Raw genomic sequence first — 26,718 nt, 5'->3', positions numbered from 1 at the left:
ATTGACGCCATGGTTGTGATTTCATGGACCTTATTCGACTAGAGCGTCGGGCGATCGGCTGGGTGGGCATAAGTGATCGGCCGTCGTTGCCAACCAAGGGGCTGAAGTGAAGTTGGTATTCTCGACGGCGGACGTTCCGCGTCGCAACCGGTTCGACTACTGGCACAGCGTCGCGTGCCAGAACGTGATCCAACACGATTCAAAGCCGCGCTGCCGACCGGAATTTCAGGCAGAGCTTCGGTCGAGCGCTCTCGCTGACCTCGGTTTAGTTGAATTCAGCAACGCGGCGATGGCGGTCGTTCACAGCGCCGACCACGCTGCAAATGCGAATTTTGATGAAGTTCTGATCTGCCGCCAGGCAGCAGGCCATTTGGTGCTGGAGCAGGAGGGCCGGGACGCATTCCTCGGTCCAGGCGACATGACCCTTCTGGATCCGTGCTTGCCCTATAGGGGCGAGTTTTCGGCCGATTCGAGGCTGCTAGTAGTCAAAGTGCCGAGGCGCCAACTAGAAGCGCACTTGGGGCCCCTACGCGCGGTCACCGCCCGCTCCCTTAGACCGATTGAGGCTGAGATTGGGTTGACCTCGAGTTTTCTCGCAATGCTTCCATCGTTCGTCGATAGCTTGAGCCCATCGGCCCAAGAAGCGATCAGGAACCAGACACTTGATCTCATCGCGCTGTGCCTGGGAAAAGCGGCGGGAGAGAAAGCGCCGAGCGCCTCGTCAGCACGTGCACTGGTCCGCATGAAAGTGCGTGCCGCAATTGAAGCACGCCTGCATGAGCCGCAGCTCGACCTAAGATCGGTTGCTGCCGCGGCCGGCGTGAGCTTGCGTTACGCCAATGCCGCGCTAGCGGATGAAAGCACGTCGGTCTCGCGCGTCATCCAGGAAAGGCGGCTGGCACGTTGCAGGAAAGCGCTTGAGGACCCTTCGCAATTGCACCGGACTGTGAGTGATATTGCGTACAATTGGGGATTTTCGGACATGACCCATTTCGGGCGGAAATTCAGGGAAGCTTTTGGCCGGTTGCCCAGCGAATATCGCCGTTCGTTGAACGAGGCTCGTCGGTCGCAGACAGCCGAAGCAGGCCTGCCCGCTGCCACCGGCGGCCGCTTCGACCTCAGCTGCCGGTAGCTGGCCTGAGCCCGGACCGGTCGGAACGGGAGGCGTTGCATATCGAGCATATGGCCTTTTGTCGACGCCGGCGCCTCGAACCTCCAAGCAATGCGGCGTAAGCCCATTGGGAAATCTGGCACTCTCACCCATCTGGCAAGCCGATTAGGTCGCTCACCTTCTCCTCTGGGGGAACAATTTATAAGGATTCTAAGTTTGAGCCTCGGCCTGGGGGGATTACCAGGAGGTTGGAAGATGAAGAAGATCGTTCTTGCGGCCGCAATCGCACTGGCTCCGATGGCGGCACTCGCCCAAAATCCCCAAGGCGCCCAGGGTGGCGCGGCCGGCGGTGCGGCGGCTGGAGCTGTCGGTGGCGCGGTCGTTGGTGGCCCCGTAGGCGCCGTTGTCGGCGGCGTGGGTGGAGCTGTCGTCGGCGGCATCATCGGGGACAACACACCGCGCTTCAAAACCTATGTGACCGAACAACGGGTTCCCTCTTACACCTATGCCGAAGACGTCCGCGTCGGGGCGGTGTTACCAGAGCGGGGCGTGACCTATCGCGAGGTTCCGGCCGAGTATGGCGTCAAGGGGTACCGCTATACAGTGGTCAACAACCGCACCGTGCTGGTCGAGCCGGGAACCCGCAGGGTTGTCCAGGTGATCGAATAAGCCGGTTGTCGAGCCCCGCATCGCCTGATGCGGGGCTCGCTATCTCATAGGTCGATCGGCAACCTTCGAAGGTGCCTCCGTCCCTCAATGAGCAGGGACATGCGTCAATTTCTTCTTCGAAGTGCCGGCGCCTGAGTTCAGGGAGCATCCCATGAAACAATTTGCAGGCATCGCCACCATTGCGATCATGGCTCACGCCGGGGTCGCATGGGCACAACCAGTCATTATTGGCCCGGGGGAAGGCCCAGTCCCGGTGGAGCGTCCAACGCGCGAAGCCCCGGTACGTGCGCTTGAGCCTGAACGGGGCCCGGCGCAACGGATGCACTCGCCAGGTCCCGAGCGCCGCGACATCCAGCCAAGCCAGGACCCGCAGCGCGGCCAGATCCAGCGACGCGAGCGCGACCAGGCTCAACGCGAGCGGTCCGATCAGGCTCCGAATCCGCGCGCTCAGCAGGAGCAGCGGCGGGACGAGAAGCAGCAACGCGATCAGGCGCAGCGCGAGCGACAGGACGATCGCAACGGCCGCAGGTCGTCTGATCAGCCGCAGCCCGACAATCGTACGCCTCGTTCTCCTGAAACTGCGCAGCCGCAGCGGCCGGAGAATCGGTCGGGTACGCCGAGCACGGCCCAGCCGGCCCCGAAGCAGGACGACCAGCAGCGGCCGGCCGCCAACGCACAGCGTCCGGACGCGACGCAGCCTGGGGCGACGAGCTCGCAGCCAGCCCAGAACCGCACTTCGCCAGGCGGGCAGGGCAGCGACACCGCCCAGGCAGGCGCCGCCGATAATCAACGCATCGCCGACACGGTCCGCCAGCGCGTCGAGCGTAATGAGGTTCGCCCTGTCCAGAGCCTCGGGGTTTCCGTCTCGGTCGGCGCCGAATTGCCGTCGCGCGTGCAACTACAGCCATTGCCAAGCGAGATCGCTGCGATCCGGCCGCAATATCGCGACTACCGCTATACAGTCTCGGAGCGGGAAATCGTCATCGTCGATCCGCGCAGCCGGCGCATTGTAGAGGTGATCGATCGTGGCGGCGGTGGAGGTGGCAGCGTCGACATCTACGCGGCCTTCGAGCATCGGCGCGATGTCCGGCGCTGGCACCGGCCGGACACGGTGGTTTTTCGAGAAGGCGTCGTCCTGCCTGTTGGCGTGCCCTATTACGACCTCCCCGACGAGGTGATCGAGCGTCATCCGGACTGGCGCGGCTATCAGTACGTCATGACGGAGAGCGAGGAGGTCGCGATCGTCGAGCCGCGCACGCGCCGCATCATCGAGGTCGTCGACAAGAACGCGCCGCGCTCGGCGGCCGCAGTACCTGCCAACACGAGGGCGACAGCCAGTCCAGCTCCGTCGAACGGGACAACCGACCGGCACGAACTTGCGCGCATGATCCTGGCCGACGCCCGTCCGGGCGAAATCCAGGGTGTCGACGGCTTGAAGGGTGCAGTCCTGCCAGCGCAGGTTGCCTTGCGACCGCTTCCTGCCGAGGTCGAGCAGCAGGACCAGCAGCTGCGCGGCTTTCACTACGCGCTGATCGGCGACGACGTGCTGATCGTCGATCCGAAAAGTCGTGAGATTGTTGACGTGATCGAGTGACTTGAACGTGGCCCCGTGTTCCGGCGCGGGGCCACTTGATTTTCAGACAGTTCAAGTTTCGCGCGCATATGGGCTGAGGTGTTCATGGAGCAACACAAGTTCAGCCCGCCCGTCCGCATCGGACCGACAAGAGATGGGCGATTGCATGCGGTGAAATCGGTACAGAAGGCCGCTCAGCTACTATTCGCTTGGCCACCGCATGGGCCAGAGTGGCGAGTGGCGCTCAAAGCCTGCGCTGAGGCGATAGATGGGCAGAAGCCACCCAGTGAGGCGCGAGACGCATTCCTCGCCGCCGCGAAGGCGGCCAATAAGCGAGTCGAGACCTGAAGTTTGACTCTCCCCGCCAGTGGAGCAGTTGCCGACACACCGCTTGAGCGGAAGAGATACACGCATTGCCTCGCGGCCGAGGCTGGGGGATACCTTGCCGTCACTGGGCGCCATAAGCTCGACATTCCGTCACTCAACAAGATTTTGGCCAGTCGAGGCGAGCATGGCGTCGTTCAACCGCACGCATCAAAAGCTTGCGCTTGCTTTCGTAATGGAAAGGGCGACGAGGCTTTGCAAGAAGTCGAGCGATGCGAGCATTACGACCACTGACCTGTCTGATCTCCTCAGCCTCGCCCTGGCAGCAAGGTCGTCAACACCGAGCGCGCCGTCTTTGCCAGCACGCTGCCCGCGGCAGGGTCGCCGGCAGCAAGTGCACCCGCAAAGCCACGCGCTTGCTCGAACGTGATATGGGGCGGCAACGGCGGAATGTCGGGGTCGGTCACCATATCCAGGACGAAGGGGCGTTCGGCAGCGAGCGCCCGATCCCAAGCCGGGCCGACTTCGCTCGGCTCGGTAACGCGCTCGCCATCGAGGCCCATTAGTCGGGCGATGTCGGCATAGGGCAGGTCCGGCAGATGCTGGCTGCTAGGCCATTTCGGGTCCCCGGCCTGTATGCGCTCCTCCCAGGTCACATAGGCCAGTTCGCGATTATTGAGCACCATGACGATAAGGCGCGGGTCGCTCCAATCGCGCCAGTACTTGGCGATCGTGACGAGTTCGCCGAGACCATTCATCTGCATGGCCCCGTCGCCGACAAGCGCGACGACCGGGCGCTCCGGGTACGCGAACTTCGCAGCGATCGCGTACGGTACAGCGCATCCCATGGTTGCGAGCGTGCCCGAAACGGAGCCCATCATTCCGGCGCGAAAGCGCAGATTGCGCGCGTACCAGACCGTGGTCGTGCCGCTGTCGGCTGTGACGATGCTCGCTTCAGGCAGCCGCGCGGAGAGCTCGTGCGCAACTTGCTGCGGGTTGATCGGGTCGGCCTCGACTGCCGCCAGGTCGACAAGCTCGGCCCAGGATTTGCGGGTATTCTCCTCGATCTCGGCACGCCAGTCCGGCGCCGATTTCTGTTCGAGCAGCGGAAGCAGGGCTGTGAGCGTTGCGGTAGCATCCCCGATCAGATTGATGTCCATCGGGTAGCGCAGGCCGAGCATGCCCGCGTCGACGTCAATCTGAACGCCTCTCGCCTGACCGGGCTTGGGCAGGAACTCGGCATAGGGGAAGCCGGAGCCGACCATGAGGAACGTGTCGCAGCCCTGCATCAACTCCCAACTGGCCTTCGTGCCGAGCAGCCCAATCGAGCCCGTGCAGAAGGCGACGTCATCCGGCACGGCGGCCTTGCCGAGCAAGGCCTTCGCGATGCCCGCCTGCAGCGTCTCGGCGACAGCCAATACTTGGTCGGTAGCGCCTATCGCACCAGCACCGACCAGCATCGCAACCTTCTCGCCGGAATTGAGGATGTCGGCTGCACGCTGCAGTGCAGACCGGCCGGGCACGGGCGCCGACATCTCGACGCCAACGCCGGAAAAGGTCATGCCGTGCTCGCGAGCCGGTTGCCGCATCTCCTGCAATTGCAGATCGTTCGGCAGGATCACGCAGGTGACGCGTCGCTCGGCCTTGGCGATGCGATAGGCGCGATCGATCAGATGTGGAACTTGTTCCGGAACGCTCGCCGTTTCGACGTAGGCGCCAGCGACATCCTTGAAGAGGCTCTGCAGGTCGAGGTCCTGCTGATAGTGCGCTCCCATCGCACTGCGAGCCTGCTGCCCGACCAAGGCCAGCACAGGACGATGATCGAGGCGGGCATCGTAAAGCCCGTTCAAGATATGCACGGCTCCGGGGCCAGACGTCGCGATGCAGACTCCGACCTCGCCGGTGAAGCGGCTCTCGCCCGAGGCCATCAGCGCCGCCGTCTCTTCATGACGCGCCTGCACAAAGGCGATCCGCCCGTCCTGTCGCTGGAGCGCCGCGATAAGGCCGCCGATCCCGTCGCCCGGATAGCCGTAGACGCGGCGCACGCCCCAATCATGCAGGCGGTTCCAGATGAAGTCGGCGACGTTTTCTGCCATCGTGGCCTCCGCGGAAGAGCTGAAACTGTGGAACGAGAGAAGGCCTAGTCGCTCTCGTCCGACCAGCGCTGCCTGGCGTCATCCGCCGTGACGAGCAACTTGATCGTGTCACCTTCGATGTCGGCGATCAGGCCGATATCGAGGTAGTGGTGGGTTCCGCCCGAGGCCGGATCGTTCTTCTTGAGCTTCAGCAACTGCCCCGTGAGAGCATCGACCGTGCCGACATGGCACTGGTCGGAACCGACCACCTGCAGGCCTTCGCGAATCTGGTCCACATGCATCATTGGGCGTCCTCCATTTCGGCGCGTGCCGCGCGGACTGTTGGAACGGGGAACGGGTGGCATGGCGGGATGTTCCGGTACGCGATCGTCGGTCCGAGCGGTCTTGATTCCTTCCGAGGGCTACGACCGCGCGCGCGACATCCAAGCCCGCTGATGTGATCGCAAGCGTGATCCTTTCGTCCGAAGGCAATCGTGTCTTTTGCCGTAGACGTCGGCTTTGTCAGAGCGCTCGATGGTGGAACTGGGGGGCTAAATTGACTCAGTAGCGAGGAATAGTTGCAATGGCGGGAGTCCCAGAGCGCGTCGAAATCATAGCACGTGCCATGTGCCGGGCCGCAGGGCTTGATCCCGACGATCGTGTAGCGATCGACGCCCCTCACAAGCAGTGGAGTACCATGCAGCCTGCAAAGGAGCCGATCGAAGCCTGGCGGCGCCACCAAGCGGCGGCCGAAAACTTCTGCGCCGTGAGCCGAGACCTGCGCGAGATCGACCGCCGTCCCTCGGAAGGGCGATATTGATCATCAAAGGAGGCTTCATGCCGCCTCGGGGTTACGTGCCGTGCGGAGCAATTAGCCTCAATAGAACTCATCCAACAGGCGATAAAATGCGACGCGGTCCGGATCGAGATGCGCAACTCCGTACCGTTCAAGAAACGGCTTGACAAAGTCGTCGCCTAATTCCTCGGCGATGTCGCGCGTGGTCAAAGCCAGATCTTGATATCGGTCAGCCACACCCAGTCGGCCACAATCGATGAAGCCCGAGAATTTGCCCCCATCGACCATGATGTTTGGTAGGCAAGCGTCACCATGTGTCACTACCAAATCTTCGTGCGTGGGCTGGCGGGCTTTCAACCGAGCGAACAGGTCAATTGGAAGGAGACCTTGGTGTTCTTCATCGAGATCGTCTTCATCCACTAGCCCCGCTAACATACGCGCCTGAGCCCGTTGGATGCGATGTTCAGCTCTATGATCAAAGGGGCAAGAGGCCGTGTCGAGGCGATGCAGGAGTCGGAGCGCGTCTGCGATGACCTCCATCTTCTTTAGGGGCTCTAAGCTGGCCGAAAGCAGGTCTAAGCCAGGAACCGCGCTCAGCAAAAGCCAGTGCCGCCCGGCTTCCGACGCTTCATCAATGACTTGTGCGCCTGGGATGCCTGCGCTGGCTAGCCAGCGCAAGCGGTTTCCCTCGTCGGGAACTTCACTCATCGGAGAAGCCGGCTCGGTCTTGACGAACAGCGGCGGCTTGCCATTTCCAACCAGCCGAAAAACACCCGCGTCTGAGCAGCCAAGTGTTTGCTGCACCCAGCTGTATTCGGCTATCCGTCCTTTCCATGCCTCAGGAGCTTGCGAAATGAGCGCCTCGGCACCGGCGTGGAATTTGTTTGGACCGTCCTGATTGCTCAAAATCCCGCTTTGCTCCAACCACGTCAGTAATGTCAGCGGGCCGGTTTATAGGCGAGATTTTCGCCCGTCTAGACGTCGACAATGGAGGGCAATCGTCCCTACCGGACGGCGCGAACTGCCGAAGGGAGCAATCCTCAACTTACGAAAGTGGCCCGGATGATTGGCGTGGAAGCAACAAAACGCGAATTTGGGCCGCCGTTTCGAGGATTACTGGTGCAAAAATGAAAAAGGCTTATGTCGCTAAAATTGAGATTGAATCATTCCTCAACCGAATGTTCTCCGAGGTCGGTAATATTGTTCAACTCAAAGAGGGTGAGGAGTCGCGCGCGTTCGCGTTCAAGGCTCGTGATGGTGAGTACGTCCTGCGACTAAACGGTCATATCGAAGATTTCCGCAAAGACGCCTACGTCTATCAAAATTTTACCTCAGCCGAATTACCAGTTCCAAAAATCGTAAGTGTGGGCGCCTTCGATCAAGATCTAAGTTACTGCGTCTCTCGCCGAGCGCCTGGCATCACCCTGCAGGATTTGAACGAGGCGAGTCTGTCGGCTGTCTTGACTCCTGTTGCTGAAGTCCTATCCGCAATATCGTCAATTGAGCCCGAGCAGATTGGTTTCGGCCCCTTCGGATCCGACGGTGTTGGCCGATTTGCGAGCTGGCGCTCATTCGTGCTCGCAGTAGCCGATCCCATGCAATACGACTGGGCAGCGCTCGGCCTCGGAGAGAAGGCGAAGGTGGTGGCGCGCGCTTTAGAATTTCTCCTGAGCAGCGCCAGTCAGTATTCGGATGAGCACCGTTTGGTTCACGGCGACTTCGGCTCCAACAATGTGCTGTCCGAAGGCGGTCGGATCACTGGGGTTATAGATTGGAGCGAGGCGCTCATCGGCGACCCCCTATACGATCTTGCCAACATTTTCTTTTGGCGCCCGTGGCTCACCTGCATGGAGCACCAAGCGCGATATTTTGAACACCGCGATCCCGCTCTTGTTCGGGCGCAGCGGTTCCTAGGCTATCAGCTGCGCATCGGATTGGAGCAGCTCTATCAAAGCGCGCTGAATGGTGAGTGCGAGGATGCTGAATGGGCCCTTTTGAGGTGTGAGACAATTTCCGACCTCAGCACCTTTGGAGCGCGGGATATGTCCAGCTGAGCTAAGCGCCCTGCGCTTCGAAGAAGGCGTCGCCTCGGTGCAGCCGGAAGTCGCAGCCGAAATCGCTCCGTCGCGGCGGAACGGATGACGAGAAGCTGCGCCACGCTACTCATCGCTGAAGGGCGCATGCCCTACAGCGACCTGCTGCACGTCGGCAGCTCAGCAATTCTCGAAAGCTGATCAGAGTATCGGAAGCGCCAGCGCTGTCCCGATCGCTACGACCAGCGCAACCCTTAGCAACATCCCGCGCAAATTATTGGCGACCAACTTTTCCATAACGACCGCAACGTCCTCACCATGCACCGCCGGCGAGGGTAGCGGTTAAATTACGTTCCGTCATCCTTGGGGAGTAGCATGAACGAACAGATCCTCAGCTTTGAGCGCGACGGGACCGAAAGGTCTGCCTGCGGTTCCACACCGCGAAGCCTCATCAAAGGGAGTGCGACATGCCGAAGTATCGTGTCTCGACCGAAGACGGAGAGAAATTCGAGCCAAGCGACGGGGGCAGCGCGGTGCGCCCGACACCCCGCTAGAGCGGAAGAGATACATGTTGTATCTCGCGGCCGAGGCTGGCGGAGATCCTGACGTCACTGAGCGCCATAAGCTCGGCTTCCCATCGCTCAACTGAAGCTGTTCCCGCAGTTGGCGCGAGGCGCTGAGACCGGGCCAAATCCGGACTGGGCGGGTTATATCGGCTCCCCGGGGTGGAGAACGCCAAACTGAAGTCATGCCGGAAGCAGCCTGTCTCGATCGGGGTGTCGTCGGTGGAATACTGTCCGCTTGTGGTTCGCACGCAAATGACCGCTTTCCACCCGGTGCAGCTATTCGATAGGTCCGCTTGGAAGCATGTCGTTGCTCCTCCGGTCGCTACATATTGACGCTGTAATGCCTAAGTCGCAGTTCCGCGCTGTCGTCAGACACGGCCATGGAGATCCCCATGTTGAAATCAGTCGTAGCTGCGGTGGTGTTGGTTGCGTTCGCCTACGCGGCGAATGCGCAAGATGCCAGAGCAAAGCTGTCCCCCAGTCAGATCCGGGAGGAGCAGGTCTACACAGCAGGCGTCCAGACTGCGATTTGGGGCCGACCGTTCGTCGACCTGGTCCACACCCTCTATGCAGGCCTTGAGGTCAACGGGGTTGGCCTAAATTAGTACCGAAAATACGCGGATCTGAAGACGCCGCCGACAAGTTTCTCAACACGCCCAACAACGTCTCGATCGACGGCTACTCGGCGATGGACTTGAGTGCCGAGCCAATCGTCGTCAGCGTCCCGGCCCTCACCGAGAAGCGCTGGTTCATCGTCCAGATCGGCGACTACTATGACCAGGTCGTCTACAACATCGGCGGCAGCAAGGGGCCTGAGCCCGGTCTGTTCCTAGTCACGGGGCCCGACTACACCGGCCCCATCCCTGCCACGATGAAGCAGATCAAGGTTCGCACGACTATCGCCGTCGCCGGCAACGCATCTTCGTCAACGGCGAGGCCGACCTGCCCGCCGCCCGCGAGGTCCAAAAGGGCTTCCACCTGCTTCCGCTGTTGTGGTGGCAGCCATTCTGCAGCGGGCCGAAGCGATCAATAGTGCAGGTGGTTATCTATGCGGGCTGACACGAAGGGCCGAGGCCGGCGAATTCTCGCTCGGACCAATGCTGATGGCGCTGATCGGCAGCCGCAAACGCGAGAAGCAACGTGTCTAACCGCGGAGAGTTCGCAAACGGAACGTTTCATCGACGATGTGAATCAGTGGCGTCGGATCGATTCAACCTTTGCGTTGGACGGGGGCTTGGACCCGGCGCGAGATGTGCGCATGGACAGCGTCATCGAGACGACCTCGCCCCGCCTGCAGATGCTGGTGTTGGATCGCAGCGACCCGCAGCAGAACATGGCCCGTTTCTATGTGCTGGCTGTGGAACCAACGCTGTTTGGCGACGCGGCTCTGGTGCGCGAATGGGGACGGCGGGGCAGCCCTGGCCGGCGCCGTCTCGATCTCTACGGAGATCTTGAGGAAGCCGCTGAGGCGCTCGAGGATTGGCTACTCAGAAAGACGAAGCGTGGCTATCGGATCGTGCTGCAGGCGGGGAGGGGTTGGGAGGATCTTGATCGAACTCGACAGATCTAGGGTTACACGGCCGCAGACGCGGGAAATGCGATTTGCCGCAGCGGCAGCCGTGCTTCTTGATCGTGGTGATGAAGCAGCGATAGTAGCCTTCATGCCCCACCGCCTCCCACGCGTTGCCCGAAACGTGCTCTTGCACGGTCGCTATGCCCATGTGGGCGGTCGGAGCCTGAAACAGCGCGGTCAGAAGCTCAGCGAAATTGCCGCGGCTTATTCTCTAGGCGAGTTGCTGGAGGAGCCGGGTATTGGCCTGACCCGGGCGCGCGAGATCGAGGCTTGGCTGAACCTGCAGGGCCTGGGGCTACGCCCAGCGGTCCCAATTGCAATGACCGCATCCGCACCAGCGAACCTCGGTGGCTGAAGGGGCCTTCGTCTCACTCGGGATGCGCTCATTTCGATCATCAGAGCGGCTTGCGTGCTTCAGCAAAGCGATCTGGCGCCGATAATACGGTGATAGTCCGGCTGCGGATTGTAACGAGGCTGAGGATGCCATATATTGCGCACAGATAATATGGCAAATGATATGGCGGTGATGATGGCTCAAGCCGTGAAGGCTACCTCTCAGAGTGAGTCTTTGGTCCTGTCCTATATGGATCGGGCTGGCAGGATCGCGATCGGTCAGCTCGCGGACGGCTTTGGGATGTCCAAGTCCCAGCTCGCGGACACGGCTGGTCTTGCGCGCGAGACCCTCTACCGGGTCGAGCGCAGCAGTGCGCCAAAGGCCCAGGGGCGGCTTCGTGAAATGCTGGAGATCATCAGCCGCGTGACGGAATGGGCTGGTGGCCAGGAACAGGCCATGGCTTGGTATCGGGCCCAGCCATTGCCGGCATTCGGCGGGCGGACCGCCGAGGCCCTCGTCAAGGATGGCAAGGCTGCGGCCGTTCGGGACTATCTCGACCATATGGCTGTCGGCGGATTTGCGTGAGGTTCATCGGGACCTGCTATCGAGCGCATGATCCGCGGTGGGCCTTTAAGCCGACGTCCGGGGACGGCGCGGCGATCCGGGGCGCTCGCTTCAATCCAAAAGGGGTTCCTGCGCTCTATCTCGGCTTGAGCATCATGACGGCGATCAAGGAGGCCAATCAGGGCTTCGCGCATCGGATCGACCCATGCATCCTGTGCTCCTACGAGATCGACTGCGAGGATATAGCGGATCTGACGACCGAGCAGGGTCGGCGGGAGCACGCGGTTGATTTCGATGAAATGACCTGCGCCTGGGCTTCAGCCCTCGCCGAGGGTCGTCGGCCCCCGTCATGGTCGATCTATCGTCGATTGAGCTCGCAGGGCATCGCCGGTATCTGCGTACCCAGCTTTGCACCAGGAGCCGAAGCGGACGATCTCAATCTGGTGCTGTGGAAATCGGGACCGGAATTGCCGCACAAGGTAACCGTCATCGATCCAAGTGGTCGACTTCCGAAAGATCAGCTGTCCTTGGCACGCAGCCGGTTCACGCCATTAGTGACGGCGCGGGCCTCCGTCAGCACCGTTCGCCCTGCATCCGTTAGGCCGCAGACGGCAGGCTGTTTCGGTCCAAATCCGACCTGTATGGTATAAGTTCGTAAACCTTAGCCTTTCGAAATAATAACCGACCTGAAAAGCTCCAACTTTGCGGCCATCTCTTCTTTCGCAATGGGTTTTATGATCGCGCCCAGCGACAGATTGGCGTGTTTGGCGGCAATCTCGGTTTGGCCGGTGACGAATATTGACGGGATGCCCTTGTTCAACAGCCACTCTGCGGCCTCGGGCCTGTTGTGCCGTCGGCCAGATCGATGTCGATCAATGCGCCATCCATTGCGATCTTGCTGAACGAAGCTTTGAGTTCCGCAAAGCTGCTCAGCGAGCCCGCGAAGACGTGGCCGATGTCTTCGATCATGGCTTCGACATGAAAGACGATAAGGGGATTATCCTCCAGATAAAACAGCCGAAGAGGCGCCTTTACGCTCATAATCCCTCATGGTTTCTGTGCCAGACGCGACAGGGGCCCGCGCACTGCGAACCGAAAACCTTCGGGAGCGAACACGAACTCGGGTCGCTCTCCGAACGCGCTGGTCAACGCCGAGCGCATATAACGTGTTCCGTAGCCTACGCGTGACGGCTCGATGACGGGCGGCCCACCGCTTTCAATCCAGGAGATTGTCAGGAGTGGATCGGGACCAGCGGAGAGATCCCAGGTCAATGCAATCCGGCCGTCGGGGTTAGACAGAGCCCCGTATTTTATCGCGTTTGTGGCAAGCTCATGCAGACACAGAGCTAATGTTGTGCCCACTCCGCGCTCTACCAAAATGTCGGGGCCGCTTGTGTGAATGCTGGATGCTCCCTCGGCTCGATAAGGCGCAACCGTCGCGGCAATGATGTCCTTCAGTTGGGCTTCTTCTCCGCCGGCGTTGAAAACGACGGAGTGGACGTTCGACAGCGCCGACAGGCGGCCGGCAAAATCCTCCGCTAGGCCGTCAGCCGAACTCGCGCCACGCCGCGTCATCTGGAAAATCGAAATTACGCTGGCGAGAATGTTCTTCACGCGGTGATTGAGTTCGAGCCGAAGTTCCGTTTCCCGCTCGAGGTAGTCCCGAACCTCACGTTGCCGGAACCGGGTCAGAAGCGCGGACTGAATTCCACTGACCAGTTCAAGCGCAGCCACGGGGCGCTGGTAAAATGTCTGGCGCGATCGAAGCCAAGCGCTGGCGAGCGCTGATTGGATTCGGGATTGAGGCGCTGCACGGTCGAGCAGGACGACAATGGGAATTTCGGACCAGTTCGGCTGGTCCTGGAGGAATTGAGCAATGACTTGAATCGCGACCGGATTCAGGGCCTCGTGCGTGACGACGAGTACGCCGGGAAATTCCGCGAGGCGATCTGCCAGTTCTGTGGCGGTCACTGCCTGAGCACGGAGCCCATGCTCGAGCAGCAGCGTCTCCATATAGGAGGCGTCCCTGCGATAAGGCGCCAGGATAAGCACCCAGTCGAGCATTCCAATACTATTTGGCGCAACGAGGCTCACGTGTCGGGAAGGGGATTATAGGAAACGACTGAGATGCCGGCGCTAGCGATAACGAGTTCCCGTACATCGAGATCATGTGGGCCGTGCCGCTTTTTGACGACGGTAATGCTCCGCCTGAGCCGACCTTCATGCTCAATGATACGAAGCAGAAGCACAGTATCGCCGAGAAAGCTGACGTCGACGTCTATCCCGACATTTTGCCCCAGCAACCCGTGCTGTGCGACGATCAGCATCGTCAAAACATTCGCGCGGGCTAGATGTTTTAGAAGTGACTGGATATCTCGAACTGCCTTGTCGCGATGCGGCAACGAATTCAGGTAGCCGGTAAAGCTATCGATCACGACGACGCGCGTCTTGTTTTCCGCGACAACCCGCTGAACAATTTGACCGAACTCGCCCGGCGAAATCTCGTTCGGACTAAAATCGCAAATGACGAGTTGGCCATCCTTGTGAAACTGGCGCAGGTCCATGCCGAGACCTTCCGAACGCCGAAAGAAGGTTTCTAGACGCTCCTCAAACAAGAAGAGAGCAACGCTTTCGCCTCGCTGCAGGGCGGCCGTTGCGTAAAGCGATGACATCGTGGATTTGCCGGTGCCGGACTGACCGATGACGAGCGTGATCGTCCCTGATTCCTGCCCGCCGCCGAACATTTCATCGAGCGCCTCGACCCCCGATTTGATGAGCTGAGGCTTGACGATCTCGACCGCGGACCCCGGAACAATCCTCGGAAACACCACGACGCCCTCGCCCTCGCGAATGGCCATGTCATGGTAGCCGTCAGCGAAAGCCACGCCTCTCATTTTGCTGACTTCGATGCGCCGCCGCACGGCTCCGTACTCTTCGAGCGACTTGTCGAAACGGATTACGCCGTGCGCGATGCCCTCGATTTCCTCGCCGCTCCGCTCGCCGCCGTTAGTCTGGGTATCCAGCAGGAGGGCAACGATCCCCTTTTTGGCCAGAAACGCCTTGAAGCCGATGAGTTCACGCCGAAAACGGGGCGTGTCTCCAGTAATCAGCCGGATTTCGAGCAAAGAATCGTACACAAGCCGCTGGGGCTTATGCTCCTCGATTGCGCTCTCGATCGCCATGCGTGTTTCGTCCAGCCGAAGTTCTGCCGTCTGGAAAATGGTCTGGTCCGCAGCCCCGTTGACCGCTTCCGAAGCCGAGAGTTCCTCAACGCGAATGCCATCAAGCGTCCAGCCATGTGAAAGGGCGATTGATTGGAGTTCCGAGGCAGTCTGCGAAAGGCTGACATAAATGCAGCGTTCTCCGGCATCGACACCGGCACGCAGAAACTGCAGAGCCGCAGTTGTCTTGCCCGCTCCTGGAGCGCCCTGCATGATATAAAGATTAGAAGCGGGGAGACCGCCGCGAAGGATTTCGTCAAGACCGACAATACCGGAACTTACGACGAGCTGCTTTTTCCGTTTGGCCATGACTGCCTTTTCGCGTTTGCAGAGAGCCGACGCTGCGCGCTGCCGGATCAAGTAGTAACTCAAGGCAGATGCGCATTCCGCGATCGTGAGCAGCCTCACAGCATCAATGACGGATCTCGCCTATGTCTTTTGACACGATCCTGAGGAAGACGTCCATTTTTGCTCTTACAAGCGCAGAGGTCGTCCACGGCCCGCGTGATAGGCCCATCCCGGAAAGTCCGTCTTTGGCGGTCGTTCGCTATGATCGGCTGCGGAGGATCCGTTGCTTCGGTAGTGCGCCCATAGCCGACGTAGAACCGCTTCCCAATTCCGGACGTTTCCCACCCACTTAAAAATATTGAAGCGTTCGGCCAGAAGGGGAATCGAGAAACTGCCGCACCACTGAGAACCCAGTACTCCGGTGCGAGATATTGCATTTATTGTCGCAATTATGCATATTGAGGCATGGCTTCCTCCCTCGCTGCATCCACCCGCAATGTCCGCCTCTCAGGTGGCGACTACGTCGTCGCGGATCTTGAGAGCGCGTTCGGCGACGATTGGGCTAAGCTTCCTCACGTACTGCGCATCATTGCTGAAAACGTCATTCGCGCGCCCAAGACGCAGGACGAGCGCAGCCAGGCTCTTCGCGGTCTGCGCGACTGGCTTCCGCAGGGGACCTCCGAGGTAGAGATCGCCTTCCAGCCCGGTCGCGTGCTGATGCACGACACCACCTGCACGCCGGCGCTCGTCGACGTTGCAGCCATGCGCGACGCGATCGCTGCAGAGGGAGGCGACCCTGATCTCCTTAGTCCGGTCCTGCCAGTGGACGTGTCGGTTGATCACTCGCTCGGAGTCGACCTCTCGGCGTCGCCGGAGGCGATGCGGGTCAATATCGAGCGCGAATACAGGCGCAATGGCGAGCGCTACCGCTTCCTGAAATGGGCGACGCAGGCGCTGCTCGGTGTGCGGGTGCATCCGCCGGGCACCGGCATCATGCACACGATCAACCTGGAGCAGCTTGCGACCGTCGTAACGACGCGCATGGTCGACGGGCGGCTCTGGGCCATGCCCGACACCCTGATTGGAACCGACAGCCACACGCCGATGATCAACGGCATCGGCGTTTTGGGATGGGGCGTTGGAGGCCTCGAAGCCGAGAGCGTGATGTTCGGCGTGCCGGTGATGATGCGCATCCCGGATGTCATCGGCGTGCGCCTGACGAACCGGCTGCGCGAGGGCGTGAGCGCGACGGATCTCGCGCTGACGGTGACGCAGCGCCTGCGCGCCCGCAACGTGACCGGCGCCTTCGTCGAGTTCTTCGGCCCCGGCGTCTCCAGCCTCTCGGGGGGCGAGCGTGCCGTCGTCGCGAATATGACGCCGGAGTTCGGCGCTTCGACCGGCTATTTCCCGATCGATGAAGCAACGCTGCACTACCTGTCGCAGACCGGCCGATCGCCGGAGCAGATCGCGTTGGTCGAGGCCTACGCGAGGGAGCAGCAGCTCTGGTTCGACCCGGAGGCGCAGCCGTGCTACACCGACATCGTCGAGATTGATCTCGCCGCGGTCGCCATCAGCTTAGCCGGCCCGAGCCGGCCGCAGGACCTGCTCGCGCCCGAAGCGGTGGCACCTGCGCTGGCCGCGATGGCGCAACCGAAGTCGCCGCCCGCGTCGCTGCCGCGCTACCCCGTCGCCATCGCCGCGATCACGAGCTGCACCAATACATCCGACCCCCGGCTGGTCGTGGCCGCCGGTCTTGTGGCACGCAAGGCGCGCAGGATCGGGCTCAGGCCACCGGCCTGGGTCAAGACCTCCCTCGCGCCCGGCTCGCCGGCAGCCGAGCGCTATCTCAATCGCGCCGGACTGCTTGAGGATCTGGAAGCTCTCGGCTTCGGCATCGTCGGCTACGGCTGCACCACCTGCATCGGCAATTCCGGGCCGCTCTTGCCGATGATGGATGCCGCCATCCGCGCCGATCAGGTCCTGCCGGTCGCCGTCCTGTCCGGTAACCGTAACTTTCCCGGCCGCGTCCATGGCCAGGTCGAGGCCGGTTTTCTGGCGTCGCCCGCGCTTGTCGTCGCCTATGCACTGGCCGGCGACGCCGATCGCGACATTCTGACGGATCCGTTGGTCGCGACCGCTGCCAACGAACCCGTGCTGCTCGCCGATCTGTGGCCGACGGGAGCCGAGATCGACGCCGCGCTAGCGCTCGCCCTCGACCCGGCGGACTTCGGCCACGCCTTTGCCGAGGCGACCACCAGCCGCCACTGGGCAGACCTCGATGCGCCGTCGGTGCCACTCTTTCCATGGGACCCAGCCTCGACCGCGCTCCGGCCGCCGCCTTTCGCGCAAGCGAAACAGCCCCACAGGCTCGGCCGGTATCGGGCTCACCCGCTGCTGGTCCTCGGCGACGACATCACGACGGATCACATCTCGCCGGCCGGGCAGACCCCCGCTGGCAGCGAAGCAGGCCGGTGGCTGACCGAGCGCGGCGAGGACCCGAAGGACCTCAACGTCTACGCCTCACGCCGCGGCAACTGGGAGGTCATGCTGCGCGGTCTGTTCACCAACCGCACGGTGGTGAACGGGCTCGCATCGGGCTTGCCGCCGGGCTCGACGCTCCACGTGCCGACCGGAGAGATCCTCCCGCTCTGGCGCGCCGCGGAACGTTACCGCGCCGCGGGCGAGGCGATGGTAGTCGTCGCCGGGGAGCGCTACGGCACCGGCTCGTCGCGCGACTGGGCGGCCAAGGGCCTTGGGCTGCTCGGGGTCAAGGCCGTCCTCGCCAGCAGCTTCGAGCGCATCCACCGCTCCAACCTGATCGGCATGGGCATCCTGCCGCTTCAGCTTCCTCCCGGCACTGGCCCTGCCTCGCTGGGCCTTACTCCCGGCGACATGATCGAGATCGAGGCCTGGCCCGACGCGATCGCACCGCGCTGCGCGGTCGCTGCAAGCATCCATCGCGCCGGCGGTTCGGTCGAGACCTTGTCGCTGAACGCCGCCATCGAGACCGCGCTCGAATGCGAGACGCTGCGGGCCGGTGGCGTCATTTCTCTGATCCTCGGACGCCAGATCGCCGCGTCCGTTCCGCCTTTCACCGCAGCCGGTGAAACACGACCCGCAGCAGCGCGGGACGCCTGAACAGCGCAAGAAGCGCGAACACTGTCACCTGGGAGGATCATCATGACGACCCGCAGAGTTTTCCTGGCCGCCGGCATCGCGGCCCTGTCGCTGACATCGGGCTTCGCACTGGCCCAGTCGCCCATCCAGGAGCTGAAAATCATGGCTCCGGCTGGTCCTGGCGGCGGTTGGGACGGCGCGGCGCGCGCGATCCAGCAGGTCCTGACCGAGACCAAGGCTGTCCGCAGCGTCCAGGTCAATAACGTGACCGGCGCCGGTGGTACGATCGGGCTGGCGCAGTTCATCAATGGCGCCAAGGGCGATCCGAACCAACTCATGGTCAACGGCATCACCATGGTCGGCGCTATCCTGACCAACAAGTCGCCCGTCAGCCTCGACCAGGTGACGCCGCTGGCACGACTGACGGGCGATCCGCTGGTCATCGTTGTCCCGGAAAACTCACCGCACAAGACCGTCAAGGACTTCCTGGCGGCGATCAAGGCGGACGTCGCCCGCGTCACCTGGGCGGGCGGGTCGGCCGGCGGCGCGGACCATATTCTCGCGGCGCTGGCGACGAAGGCGGCGGGAGCCGATGCCGGCAAGGTCAACTACGTCGCCTTCTCCGGCGGCGGCGAAGCGCTGGCGGCCATGCTCGGCGGCCGTGTGACCGCCGGCGTCTCCGGCTATGGCGAGTTCGAGGGTCAGATCAAGGCCGGCAAGCTGCGCGCACTGGCGATCTCGTCCGGCAAGCGGCTCGAAGGCGTCGACGTGCCCACGCTCAAGGAGCTTGGCTATGACGTCGAGGTCGTAAACTGGCGCGCCGTGATGGCCGGACCCGGCATTTCGGCGGATCAGAAGGCGCAACTGACCAAGCTCTTCGATGGTCTGGTCGCCAGCGCCGAGTGGAAGGCCCTCCTCAAGGCGCGCGGCTGGGACGACTACTATCTCGCCGGCGAACCCTTCGTGAAATTCCTGAAGGAGGAACAGGTTAGGGTCGGTGACATCCTCAAGACCATCGGTCTGGTGAAATAGCCCGCTTGCTCCCTGGCCACGCCGTCCCTAGACCAACGATAGCGGCGGCGCGGGGGCATACAATGGCGGGCAGCGGAAGACGGGACCTGGCGACTCCGCTTGCCGCCCGGATTCTCGGCGAAATCCGGGATGGTGGCCTGCCGCCGGGCACCCATCTTCGCTCACAAGACATCGCGACGCGCCTCGGCGTGTCGCGTTTCCCGATTGGACAGGCTCTTCAGCTTCTCGCCGAAAAGGGGGTCCTCCGGCACGAGCGCAATCGGGGCTTCTTTGTCGGTCAGGATGCACCGCCCTCCAGCGAAACGCTCGGCCTTTCGAAGCCAGATGCCGTCACGCAGGCTTACTTCCGCATTGCCGATGACCATCTGCGAGGTCGGCTACCCGAACAGATCAGCGAGTCCGATCTCAGACTGGGCTATGGACTTACCCGTGCCGAGCTTGCCGCCGTGCTGAACCGTATCAGCCAGGAAGGATGGGCGGAGCGACGCGCGGGCTATGGCTGGACTTTCGCGCCGGTGTTGAACACGCCAGAAAGCCTGGAGCAGACCTACCGACTGCGCCTCGCTCTCGAACCTGCGGCACTGCTGGAGCCGGGATATCACCTCGCGCCGGAGGCCATCGCAGCATGCCGCGCCGCCGAGGAGCGCCTGCTCGCGGGCGCGATCGAGACAGACAGCGCTGATGCGCTCCACGAACGCGGCGTCCGCTTCCACGAGACCATCGTAGCGGGATCGGGCAATCCATTTTTCCTCGACACGATCCGGCGGATCAACCGCGTCCGGCGTCTGCTGTCCTATCGCTCCATGCTCGACCGCAAGCGCTACCGGCAGCAATGCGAAGACCATCTCGCCATTCTCGACTGCCTTGCCGCGGCGCGGCAGGCGGACGCGGCCGAGCGCTTGCGGGTGCATCTGTCCCACACCATCGAAAACCTCAGCGTTATCCGGCCCTTACTCAGCCCGTAAGGGACAACTGTTAATCGCTCGGTTAGACAATGCCGTTCCGGGAGCGCGGTGAGGGGGAGAACTTCTGTCCAAATGCAGCATGTGCCGACCAAGTATACTCAATTTCCTGAGAACCCTCATGCTGATGAACGCATTTTATGTTTCTGCCAGAGCGTTTCCGAGGTATCGAAATGCCGTCACAATTTCCTCGCCTGAAGGTGCCTGATTGGCATCCATAATCAACTGGGCGATCAAGCCCGTTGAAACCGCGAGCATCAAGGACCCGACAATTCTCTGGGTGTTGAGATCTGCCGCGCCGTTCGTGTAGTCGGCACCGATTTCCGTTCGGGCCTGCTGTTGGCCGGCGGCAATGATCGACCGGAGCTCCGGTACACGCGCCGCCACCGCAGCGTTTTCGAAGCCGGCAATGGCAGACAGGGAATCATGGCGGATGGCCTGTGATAAACCGTTCCAATACGCGGCGAAGCGCTCCGCGAAGGGCAGGGCCTTCGTGTCCTGAGCTGGGTCGAACTGCTCCCCAAACTCGCGGAGCATTTTGATGATTGCCTGAGTCATCAAGCCATCCTTCGAGCCGTAGTGATAGCCGATGGAAGCCAGGTTTGCGCTAGAAGCGGCAGCTATGTCGCGCGCAGTGGTATGGGCGAAACCCTTTTCGCGAATGCATTTCTGGGCGCCTTTCATCAGGTCGTCTTTTTGGCCCACGTCGCGTCCCCATGTGAAATCTCAGGCAATCTATACGTTTGTACGGAATATCTATACAAATGTACAGAACATACGTATGTTTTCCGCGACCGGAGCCTTGCCCATGAACCCTGTGCCTCTCTCGTCCTCCGCGCGTCATGCCGCCGCGTCGGGATCGCATATACTGGGAAAGGCACGCCCATGCTGAAGCATCTGGCCCCTGTCCTATGTCTATTCATAATCACGCCACTGATCGCCGAGTATCTCTTGGGAAACGTCCCTACGACGTGGATTGTCCTGCTTCCTGTTCTCTCGCTTTTGTACGGCTCCGGTGCGGTACTCATTCGGGAATTGGCGCGTAAAACCGGCCGAGGTTGGCCTACGATAGCGACCTTGGCGTTCGCCTATGCTGTTGTTGAGGAGGCCTTCGCGACGCAATCGTGGTTCAACCCGAATTTCGAGGGGCAACGGCTGTTAGACTACGGATATGTCGAGGCCCTTGGCACATCCCCATCGTGGATCGTTTTCGTGGTCATCCTCCATGTTGCATGGAGCATCTGCACGCCAATCGCTCTAACGGAGGTAATCTTCACCAAGACGCGATTGGAGCCTTGGCTCAGCGCTAAAGGCATTTGTGTTGTCGCTGGTCTATTTGCATCAAGCATTGCGATCCTGATGACGCATTTTATCATAAAAGATCAGTTCGTCGCTTCGCCGATGCAGTTTGCAGCTAGCGCCAGTGTGGCGGTCGCTTTGATAGTGGTGGCATTTGTCTTGTTTCCCCCTAAGCGAGAAAATTCTGACGCCAAGATATCGTCAGGAGGACTTGCCGACACACCGCCACCATGGAGTATGGGTGCTCTCGTCCTAGCCGTAGGCTCGGCGTTTTATATGATCCAGGAATTCGCCCCCAAAGCCGGCATCCCGGCTTGGATCACCGCCTGCCTCAGCCTGTCATTAGCGCTTGGCATGCTTTATTTCGTTACCTGGTCATCGCGTCGATCAGATTGGAGCGATCGGCATCGGTTTGCTTTGGCGAGCGGGGCGGTGCTTGTTTACTGTTGGTGGGGCTTCGTAATTGAAGTTGATTTGTACGGCACCAACGCTTTGCCAGGTCGGGTTCTTCTCGTTTGCGCTTCTTTCATGTTCCTGGTTCTCACCAGGCTTAGAATTAGAGCTCTCAATACGTAGGAGAAGCCGGTCCAACGTTAGTGGCGACAGTCTATGACGATAGAGCGTTAGACACCGCCGGTACGTTGTCGCCGCTGCAGAAAGTGAGTGACTCTGACTGACGTTGCCCCAGATTTTATCCAGCGCTGAGTTCGTTTCCGGCAATTTTGGAGCGCGTTCGGGCAGATGAAGCGACGGGCTCTGTGCTTGCGCACAGCGCCAGAGCCCGTCGTGGGGGAAGGTCGAGGTGAAGGCCGCGGGCGTCTGCCGACCGAGCAGGGCGTGAGGGCGGTCCATGGAGAGCTTCTTCTCCTCGCTGAAAACCGAGCGCATCAGGGACAAGCGCTACCGGACGCGTGACGCGGCCCGGGCTGATGTGTTCGACTACATCGAGCGCTTCTACAACACGATCCGCAGGCACTCGACCATCGGCTATCTCAGTCCGGTCGAGTTCGAAAAGAAGGTCGGATTAGCTTAACTCACCGTCCACAGAACCGGCAGCTGGCCAGAGTACGAGAGGGAGCATACGTTCTGAGCGGCTGCCGAGTAGGCGGCCTATGCCGAGCTAAACGCTACGCAGTTTCAGAGCGACGACGGCGGGTGGAGACGCGTCGAGCGCGAATGGTTCCTGAGCTTTGAGCGAGTATCCTGGCGCTCTGGCGGTGAAGAGCAGATTCCAGCTATGGGTCGAAACTACGCTCGGAACGACGACAAAAGAATGCTCGCGTAGCAGACCATCGCCGAAAGCTTGTTGACCGGCACTCGGAATTCCGGGTCGAAGCCAATTCGGATTTGGTATCTGATCAGGCGTAACGATATGGACCCCGGCGATATCTGATATGGTGGCCGCGGTCATGACATGTGGAACTGTGTCGAGGGCGCGAAAGCCCTTGTGAACGGCTACTTCGAGAATTGCCGTCGCAGGGTCGAACGCACAATAGAGCACCCTCACACCAGCGCTGTTCCAGCGCCCGCCGACTCGATAAGCTCCCTCTCCGCTATCCCACGTGGTTGCGTAGATGGCCTGGTCGAGGCGCCAAGCCACCAGCTCGGCGCCTCCAAGTACACTCGGCAATGGCGTCACGCATACACACCATAGTCGAGCCGGGTCAGGTGCTCCTCGACCAGCTCGACGCCGGCCGGCGTCGCCAGAAGGTCGATCGGGCGACGCTGGTCAAGGCCGATCGCCGGACGCTCTAGCCACTGCTCCGCTTCCGCCTGAGACCCGAACACATCCGTCGCCTTGGACAGAATTTCAGCAAACTTCCAAGCCCGTCCGCTCTGCTCTTGGCTCAGTGGTTTCGCCGGCGCATCCTTCCGTCGTTGGTAGGTTCGCAGACTCATGCCGAAAGCCTTCTCCAGCGAATCCGCCTTGCGAATGTAGGTGAGTTGCCCGACCAGATGATCCAATGCCGAAGGCGGTAAGCCTCGCAAAAGCATCTCATGCGCATCGAGGGAGCTGGTGACGCGCCACGCTAGCAGCCTAGCGCCGCCCAGGAGCTCCGTCACCCTATGTAGAGTTCCACCGGTTTCCGGTGGCATCTTTTCGGCCGCAACCGCCATGGCGCACTTCATCTAGTCAACTGTCGTGATTTTATATGACAGTTGACGCGCTGAGTTCAAGGATCCGCGTGAACCGCGATGTAACCGAGAACCTCGCGGTGGCTCGGATCGTTGTAGAGCCGGCTTCCATAAGCTCCCGCCCGCCGGCGACCAGCGTCAGTTGCATCTCTTCGCACTTGCACAGCGTGCCAAGCAGCGCGGCAGAGATGGTCAGGGTTGCTCGGCCGCGCTGCGGCGCGGGTACAAGCGGCCGTGTGGGCAGGGCGCGACGCTCCCACTGAAGGGCAGAGAACGGCCCTTTTCGGCTTTCAGCATTATCATTAGTGTTCGTTGTGCTTCCCGCTTTCGAGACCGATCGCCTAGCTCTCCGGCCCCGAACGATGGTCGATTTCGAAGCGTGTCTGGCGATGGATCGCGACCCACGGGTAGTCCAGTACATTCCTGGCCCGTGGGACGATACTGAGAAGCATGAAGCCTTCTTGAGAGAACGCATCCAAACCGATTTTGGCAAGGGGCTTGGCTACTGGTCAATTTTTAGCCGAGACACCGAAAGTCGTTTTTTAGGATGGGTACTCTTGATCCCATACGACGGCATCGGCCCGAAAGTGGAGATTGGCTGGCGTCTGAATAGATCAGCTTGGGGGCAGGGATATGGAACGGAGGCAGCACGGCCTTTTGTGTCCTACGCATTCGATCAAATCGGTCTTCCCGAGATAGTCGCCGACATCGATACTCGGAATGTCGCATCGCATCGTATTGCAGAGAAGATCGGGATGCAGCACGCGGGCGATATGATGTACGGCGCCATTCCAATGAAATCATATCGGCTCACGCGGAGGAACTATCGATCCTCTGCCCTGTAACGCCGCCAGCGACGGCCGCTTGCGACCCAACATCCCGGATTGTCTGGCTTGTTCGCTGCTCTAGCCCGCCCTGAAGTTGCTCTTACCCTGACCCTGCCGTCGAGGTGCTCGGCCGCTGCGTGACATGTTGAGCTCCTTCTGGCGCTCGGCAATGTAGGCCAGCGTCACACCTAACCGTTTGTTCTCGACGATCGTGGCCTGATCGACCTGCTGAACCTTGTCGAAAGTCCGATAGGGCAGGTCGAGGCCCTGGTGCCGGATCGCAAACCGACCATCCGGATAGTCGTAGATCGTGACACGCTGACGGGCGAGGGGGCGTGTCATCGGCGTTGGCTCGAGGATGAACAGCATCTTGTCGTATTGCAGTGTCAGGCTCTGCGAAACCGTCCGCTCCTCCTTCCAGGCGAAGGCCTCGTCAATATCGTCGTTATCAGCGACCGGGCGATGCAAATCCTTGTCGTTGAAGGGACCCTTGGCGAAGCGTCGGTTGAAGTCCTCCATGCAGCCCGGCAGGAAGGCGTTGCCAGCCTCGATTGAGGATATTCCTTCGAGCCGCAGTTCCTTCACCAGCCGGTCCTGCAGAGTGCCGTTGGCTCGCTCGACCCGGCCTTTGGCCTGCGGAACGTTCGCGCAGATGATGTCGATGTTGAGCTGATCCAGCGCCCGGCCGAGCTGGGTCATGCCGTTGCCGTTGCCGCCGGTGGCGCCGACATTGTTGACCCAAAACGTCGCGTGCTTGTCCGAGTAGAAGGCGACAGGCTTCCCATCGCTGCAGATAGCTGCGCGTCGCTGCAAAGTAGTCGAAGGTCGACTCCGCCGTGACGAACTGCAGGTGCATCAGGCGGCTGGTCGCATCATCGATGCAGACGAGCAGGGTGCATTGCGGGCCGCGGTCTTCGAACCACCAATGCTGCGAGCCATCGATCTGGACGAGCTCACCGACACAGTCGCGACGATGGCGCGGCTGGTGCACCGGCTTGAGCCGCTCCCGGCGATCGCGCCAGATCCCGTCGGCGATCATCCAGCGTCGTACGGTCTCGACGCCGAGCCTTAGCCCATGGCGCTCCGCACGCTTCTCGGCCGCCAGCGTCGGCCCAAAATCAAGGTAGTTGGCCCTGATCAACGCGATGGCCTGCGTCCGAACCAGGGAGGGGTAGTTGCTCGCCTTGCCTCGCTTCTTGGAGACCAGCGCCGCCGGGCCGCCATCGTGATAGGCCCGCGACAGCCGAAAGACCTGGCGTGAGCTCACGCCAAGGAGCTGTGCCGCTTCGCCAGTTAGAATCCGCTCCGCCAGCAGATCCTTCAGCACATGAACCCGGTCGATTTCCGTCCGGCTCATCGATAACACCGTCATCGCCCGCAACTCCCCAGCCGCAACGCCGAGAAAAAAATGACATGTCTAATGAGGAGGGGCGCGACCCTTCTAATGAGGTTCGACAGGTCCAATTCGCATAAGGTATCTTATGGAACTTATCGACAGGCGCGCAGACAGTGGGCTGCCGCAGGCCGATCTGTTCAGTTCCATTCGTCTTCATCGACCAAACCTCGATCAACACAAAGTTGGTCGGGCTGCGTAGCCGCAGCCCATGTGGAGAGAGGTTGCGCGAGTCCACTCCCTTCGGGCACTGGCGAGCCCAGAGCTTCATCGCGGGCCTGCGCTGTTACGGCCTGACCGCCCGATGGTCGTCGACAAGCGGTGGATCGGGTCGCATTCGATCTCTATGTCGAGACCCAGCTCGCCCCGACGCTAGCCGAGGGCGACATCGTCATGCGCTCCCGTCCAAGGTGAAGTTCGGCGGCGAGGATTTGGAACGCGCCTAGCAACTGCGGGGGCAGCGGCTACTGCGATCCGGTGCGCGCTAGATTGCTGCTTCGCCAAGCTGTGCCTTGCACGGTGCATTATTGGAAGTCAGGATCGCTGGTAACGGACTCGCCGCGGTGGGGGCGACATGGCAGCCTATTCCAGCGATCAGCAGAAATCGCCTGACGGCGTCCTGCACGAGTTCATTCTCAAACTCGTGGACGTCGCGAAGATCGACGAGGCTCGATCGATCCTCGCCAATCCTTCGGCCACGAAAGTGCATGTCCTCCCATCTCGAGCCAGACTCGATTTCCTCTTTTGAGCTGGCCGCAGAGGTGTGCGACGCCAATGTCACCTACGTCGAAAAGTATCTTGCCGACGTTGGGAGTGATTCTCTTC

Annotated in this window: 25 protein-coding genes and 5 pseudogenes; 19 read left to right on the top strand and 11 right to left on the bottom strand. The window is 61.2% G+C overall.

Annotated features, from left to right (window positions below; translation table 11 throughout):
- The first annotated feature begins 106 nt into the window (after positions 1-106).
- The 4 genes from ASE66_RS30625 (at position 107) to ASE66_RS34110 (ending at position 3,701) form a co-directional block, all read left to right on the top strand.
- Entirely contained in the window at positions 107-1,132 is a 1,026-nt protein-coding gene (locus tag ASE66_RS30625) for a helix-turn-helix domain-containing protein (RefSeq protein WP_082613882.1), read from the top strand.
- A 234-nt stretch (positions 1,133-1,366) separates the two neighbouring features.
- On the top strand, positions 1,367-1,780 hold the full coding sequence (locus ASE66_RS30620) for a DUF1236 domain-containing protein (protein ID WP_057193741.1): 414 nt from the start codon (positions 1,367-1,369) through the stop codon (positions 1,778-1,780).
- 151 nt (positions 1,781-1,931) lie between these two features.
- Positions 1,932-3,374: a DUF1236 domain-containing protein gene (locus ASE66_RS30615; RefSeq protein WP_082613881.1), complete on the top strand. Its 1,443-nt coding sequence runs from the start codon at positions 1,932-1,934 to the stop codon at positions 3,372-3,374.
- An 84-nt stretch (positions 3,375-3,458) separates the two neighbouring features.
- Complete coding sequence (locus tag ASE66_RS34110; RefSeq protein WP_082613880.1) at positions 3,459-3,701, top strand: DUF982 domain-containing protein; 243 nt, start codon at positions 3,459-3,461, stop codon at positions 3,699-3,701.
- A gap of 284 nt (positions 3,702-3,985) precedes the next feature.
- Here ASE66_RS34110 and ASE66_RS30610 read toward each other — a convergent pair whose 3' ends face one another.
- The 3 genes from ASE66_RS30610 to ASE66_RS30600 form a co-directional block, all read right to left on the bottom strand.
- Positions 3,986-5,773, bottom strand: a complete 1,788-nt coding sequence (locus tag ASE66_RS30610) for a thiamine pyrophosphate-requiring protein (RefSeq protein ID WP_057193739.1) — start codon at positions 5,771-5,773, stop codon at positions 3,986-3,988.
- A 44-nt stretch (positions 5,774-5,817) separates the two neighbouring features.
- The gene (locus tag ASE66_RS30605) at positions 5,818-6,057 is read right to left on the bottom strand and encodes a DUF2171 domain-containing protein (RefSeq protein WP_057193738.1); all 240 of its coding nucleotides are present in this window, start codon (positions 6,055-6,057) and stop codon (positions 5,818-5,820) included.
- 572 nt (positions 6,058-6,629) lie between these two features.
- Positions 6,630-7,454, bottom strand: a complete 825-nt coding sequence (locus ASE66_RS30600; protein ID WP_413814305.1) for an APH(3')-II family aminoglycoside O-phosphotransferase — start codon at positions 7,452-7,454, stop codon at positions 6,630-6,632.
- Between the two features lie 221 nt (positions 7,455-7,675).
- Here ASE66_RS30600 and ASE66_RS30595 point away from each other — a divergent pair, with 221 nt between their 5' ends.
- From ASE66_RS30595 to ASE66_RS31800, 8 genes and pseudogenes are all read left to right on the top strand, one after another.
- The gene (locus tag ASE66_RS30595) at positions 7,676-8,602 is read left to right on the top strand and encodes a phosphotransferase family protein (protein WP_057193737.1); all 927 of its coding nucleotides are present in this window, start codon (positions 7,676-7,678) and stop codon (positions 8,600-8,602) included.
- 937 nt (positions 8,603-9,539) lie between these two features.
- Positions 9,540-9,752 carry a hypothetical protein gene (locus tag ASE66_RS33585; protein ID WP_057193736.1) on the top strand — a complete coding sequence of 71 codons (213 nt, stop codon included), beginning with the start codon at positions 9,540-9,542 and terminating at the stop codon, positions 9,750-9,752.
- A gap of 83 nt (positions 9,753-9,835) precedes the next feature.
- Positions 9,836-10,180 carry a DUF1254 domain-containing protein gene (locus ASE66_RS33580; protein ID WP_057193735.1) on the top strand — a complete coding sequence of 115 codons (345 nt, stop codon included), beginning with the start codon at positions 9,836-9,838 and terminating at the stop codon, positions 10,178-10,180.
- Positions 10,122-10,295 (top strand): annotated as a pseudogene (gene repC / locus ASE66_RS31805) (replication initiation protein RepC); the annotation flags it as partial. The gene ASE66_RS33580 and the pseudogene repC, both read left to right, overlap by 59 nt.
- Positions 10,296-10,405: 110 nt before the next feature.
- A complete protein-coding gene (locus ASE66_RS30580; protein ID WP_164470449.1) occupies positions 10,406-10,717 on the top strand; it encodes a WGR domain-containing protein in 312 nt (103 codons plus the stop codon).
- Entirely contained in the window at positions 10,695-11,075 is a 381-nt protein-coding gene (locus ASE66_RS30575) for a hypothetical protein (protein ID WP_156412420.1), read from the top strand. The genes ASE66_RS30580 and ASE66_RS30575 overlap by 23 nt, the downstream gene beginning before the upstream one ends.
- 174 nt (positions 11,076-11,249) lie before the next feature.
- Positions 11,250-11,639: an MbcA/ParS/Xre antitoxin family protein gene (locus tag ASE66_RS30570; RefSeq protein ID WP_057193877.1), complete on the top strand. Its 390-nt coding sequence runs from the start codon at positions 11,250-11,252 to the stop codon at positions 11,637-11,639.
- Positions 11,636-12,145 (top strand): annotated as a pseudogene (locus ASE66_RS31800) (RES family NAD+ phosphorylase); the annotation flags it as partial. The gene ASE66_RS30570 and the pseudogene ASE66_RS31800, both read left to right, overlap by 4 nt.
- Before the next feature lie 134 nt (positions 12,146-12,279).
- Here the strand turns inward: ASE66_RS31800 and ASE66_RS33575 are convergent.
- Genes ASE66_RS33575 through ASE66_RS30555 form a run of 4 tightly spaced genes read right to left on the bottom strand, consistent with a single transcriptional unit; the run spans position 12,280 to position 15,148 of the window.
- A complete protein-coding gene (locus ASE66_RS33575) occupies positions 12,280-12,438 on the bottom strand; it encodes a response regulator (protein WP_244495129.1) in 159 nt (52 codons plus the stop codon).
- A complete protein-coding gene (locus tag ASE66_RS33570; protein ID WP_244495128.1) occupies positions 12,435-12,659 on the bottom strand; it encodes a hypothetical protein in 225 nt (74 codons plus the stop codon). Before ASE66_RS33570 ends, ASE66_RS33575 begins: the two co-directional genes overlap by 4 nt.
- A 6-nt stretch (positions 12,660-12,665) precedes the next feature.
- Positions 12,666-13,682 carry a sensor histidine kinase gene (locus ASE66_RS30560; protein ID WP_057193733.1) on the bottom strand — a complete coding sequence of 339 codons (1,017 nt, stop codon included), beginning with the start codon at positions 13,680-13,682 and terminating at the stop codon, positions 12,666-12,668.
- A 26-nt stretch (positions 13,683-13,708) separates the two neighbouring features.
- Entirely contained in the window at positions 13,709-15,148 is a 1,440-nt protein-coding gene (locus tag ASE66_RS30555; protein ID WP_057193732.1) for an ATPase domain-containing protein, read from the bottom strand.
- 444 nt (positions 15,149-15,592) lie between these two features.
- Here ASE66_RS30555 and acnA point away from each other — a divergent pair, with 444 nt between their 5' ends.
- The 3 genes from acnA (at position 15,593) to ASE66_RS30540 (ending at position 20,241) form a co-directional block, all read left to right on the top strand.
- Positions 15,593-18,265 carry an aconitate hydratase AcnA gene (gene acnA / locus ASE66_RS30550; protein WP_057193731.1) on the top strand — a complete coding sequence of 891 codons (2,673 nt, stop codon included), beginning with the start codon at positions 15,593-15,595 and terminating at the stop codon, positions 18,263-18,265.
- A 42-nt stretch (positions 18,266-18,307) separates the two neighbouring features.
- A complete protein-coding gene (locus ASE66_RS30545) occupies positions 18,308-19,276 on the top strand; it encodes a Bug family tripartite tricarboxylate transporter substrate binding protein (protein WP_057193730.1) in 969 nt (322 codons plus the stop codon).
- A 62-nt stretch (positions 19,277-19,338) separates the two neighbouring features.
- The gene (locus tag ASE66_RS30540) at positions 19,339-20,241 is read left to right on the top strand and encodes a GntR family transcriptional regulator (RefSeq protein WP_057193729.1); all 903 of its coding nucleotides are present in this window, start codon (positions 19,339-19,341) and stop codon (positions 20,239-20,241) included.
- 135 nt (positions 20,242-20,376) lie between these two features.
- On the opposite strand, the gene ASE66_RS30535 is transcribed toward ASE66_RS30540, so the two are convergent.
- On the bottom strand, positions 20,377-20,943 hold the full coding sequence (locus ASE66_RS30535; RefSeq protein ID WP_057193728.1) for a TetR/AcrR family transcriptional regulator: 567 nt from the start codon (positions 20,941-20,943) through the stop codon (positions 20,377-20,379).
- A gap of 180 nt (positions 20,944-21,123) precedes the next feature.
- On the opposite strand from ASE66_RS30535, the gene ASE66_RS30530 reads away from it, so the two are divergent.
- Together ASE66_RS30530 and ASE66_RS30525 are read left to right on the top strand one after the other, a co-directional pair.
- Positions 21,124-22,113, top strand: coding sequence for a hypothetical protein (locus tag ASE66_RS30530; RefSeq protein ID WP_057193727.1), 990 nt, complete (start codon positions 21,124-21,126; stop codon positions 22,111-22,113).
- Positions 22,114-22,384: 271 nt separating this feature from the next.
- Positions 22,385-22,570: pseudogene (locus ASE66_RS30525) on the top strand (IS3 family transposase); the annotation flags it as partial.
- A 104-nt stretch (positions 22,571-22,674) separates the two neighbouring features.
- Here the strand turns inward: ASE66_RS30525 and ASE66_RS31795 are convergent.
- Together ASE66_RS31795 and ASE66_RS30520 are read right to left on the bottom strand one after the other, a co-directional pair.
- Positions 22,675-23,176: pseudogene (locus ASE66_RS31795) on the bottom strand (RES family NAD+ phosphorylase).
- The gene (locus ASE66_RS30520; RefSeq protein WP_057193726.1) at positions 23,173-23,655 is read right to left on the bottom strand and encodes an antitoxin Xre/MbcA/ParS toxin-binding domain-containing protein; all 483 of its coding nucleotides are present in this window, start codon (positions 23,653-23,655) and stop codon (positions 23,173-23,175) included. Before ASE66_RS30520 ends, ASE66_RS31795 begins: the two are co-directional and overlap by 4 nt.
- A 380-nt stretch (positions 23,656-24,035) precedes the next feature.
- Between ASE66_RS30520 and ASE66_RS30515 the strand changes: the two genes are divergently transcribed.
- On the top strand, positions 24,036-24,518 hold the full coding sequence (locus ASE66_RS30515) for a GNAT family N-acetyltransferase (protein WP_244495126.1): 483 nt from the start codon (positions 24,036-24,038) through the stop codon (positions 24,516-24,518).
- 60 nt (positions 24,519-24,578) lie between these two features.
- On the opposite strand, the pseudogene ASE66_RS30510 reads toward ASE66_RS30515, so the two are convergent.
- Positions 24,579-25,872, bottom strand: a pseudogene (locus tag ASE66_RS30510) (ISNCY family transposase).
- Positions 25,873-26,467: 595 nt separating this feature from the next.
- Here ASE66_RS30510 and ASE66_RS32815 point away from each other — a divergent pair.
- Positions 26,468-26,641, top strand: a complete 174-nt coding sequence (locus ASE66_RS32815) for a hypothetical protein (protein WP_200964661.1) — start codon at positions 26,468-26,470, stop codon at positions 26,639-26,641.
- The last annotated feature ends 77 nt before the right edge of the window (positions 26,642-26,718 follow it).

This window comes from Allobosea sp. Root483D1 (assembly GCF_001429505.1).
GTDB lineage: Bacteria > Pseudomonadota > Alphaproteobacteria > Rhizobiales > Beijerinckiaceae > Allobosea.
The sequence above is the reverse complement of the archived record's forward strand: the minus strand, read 5'-3'. Positions and strand labels throughout refer to the sequence as shown.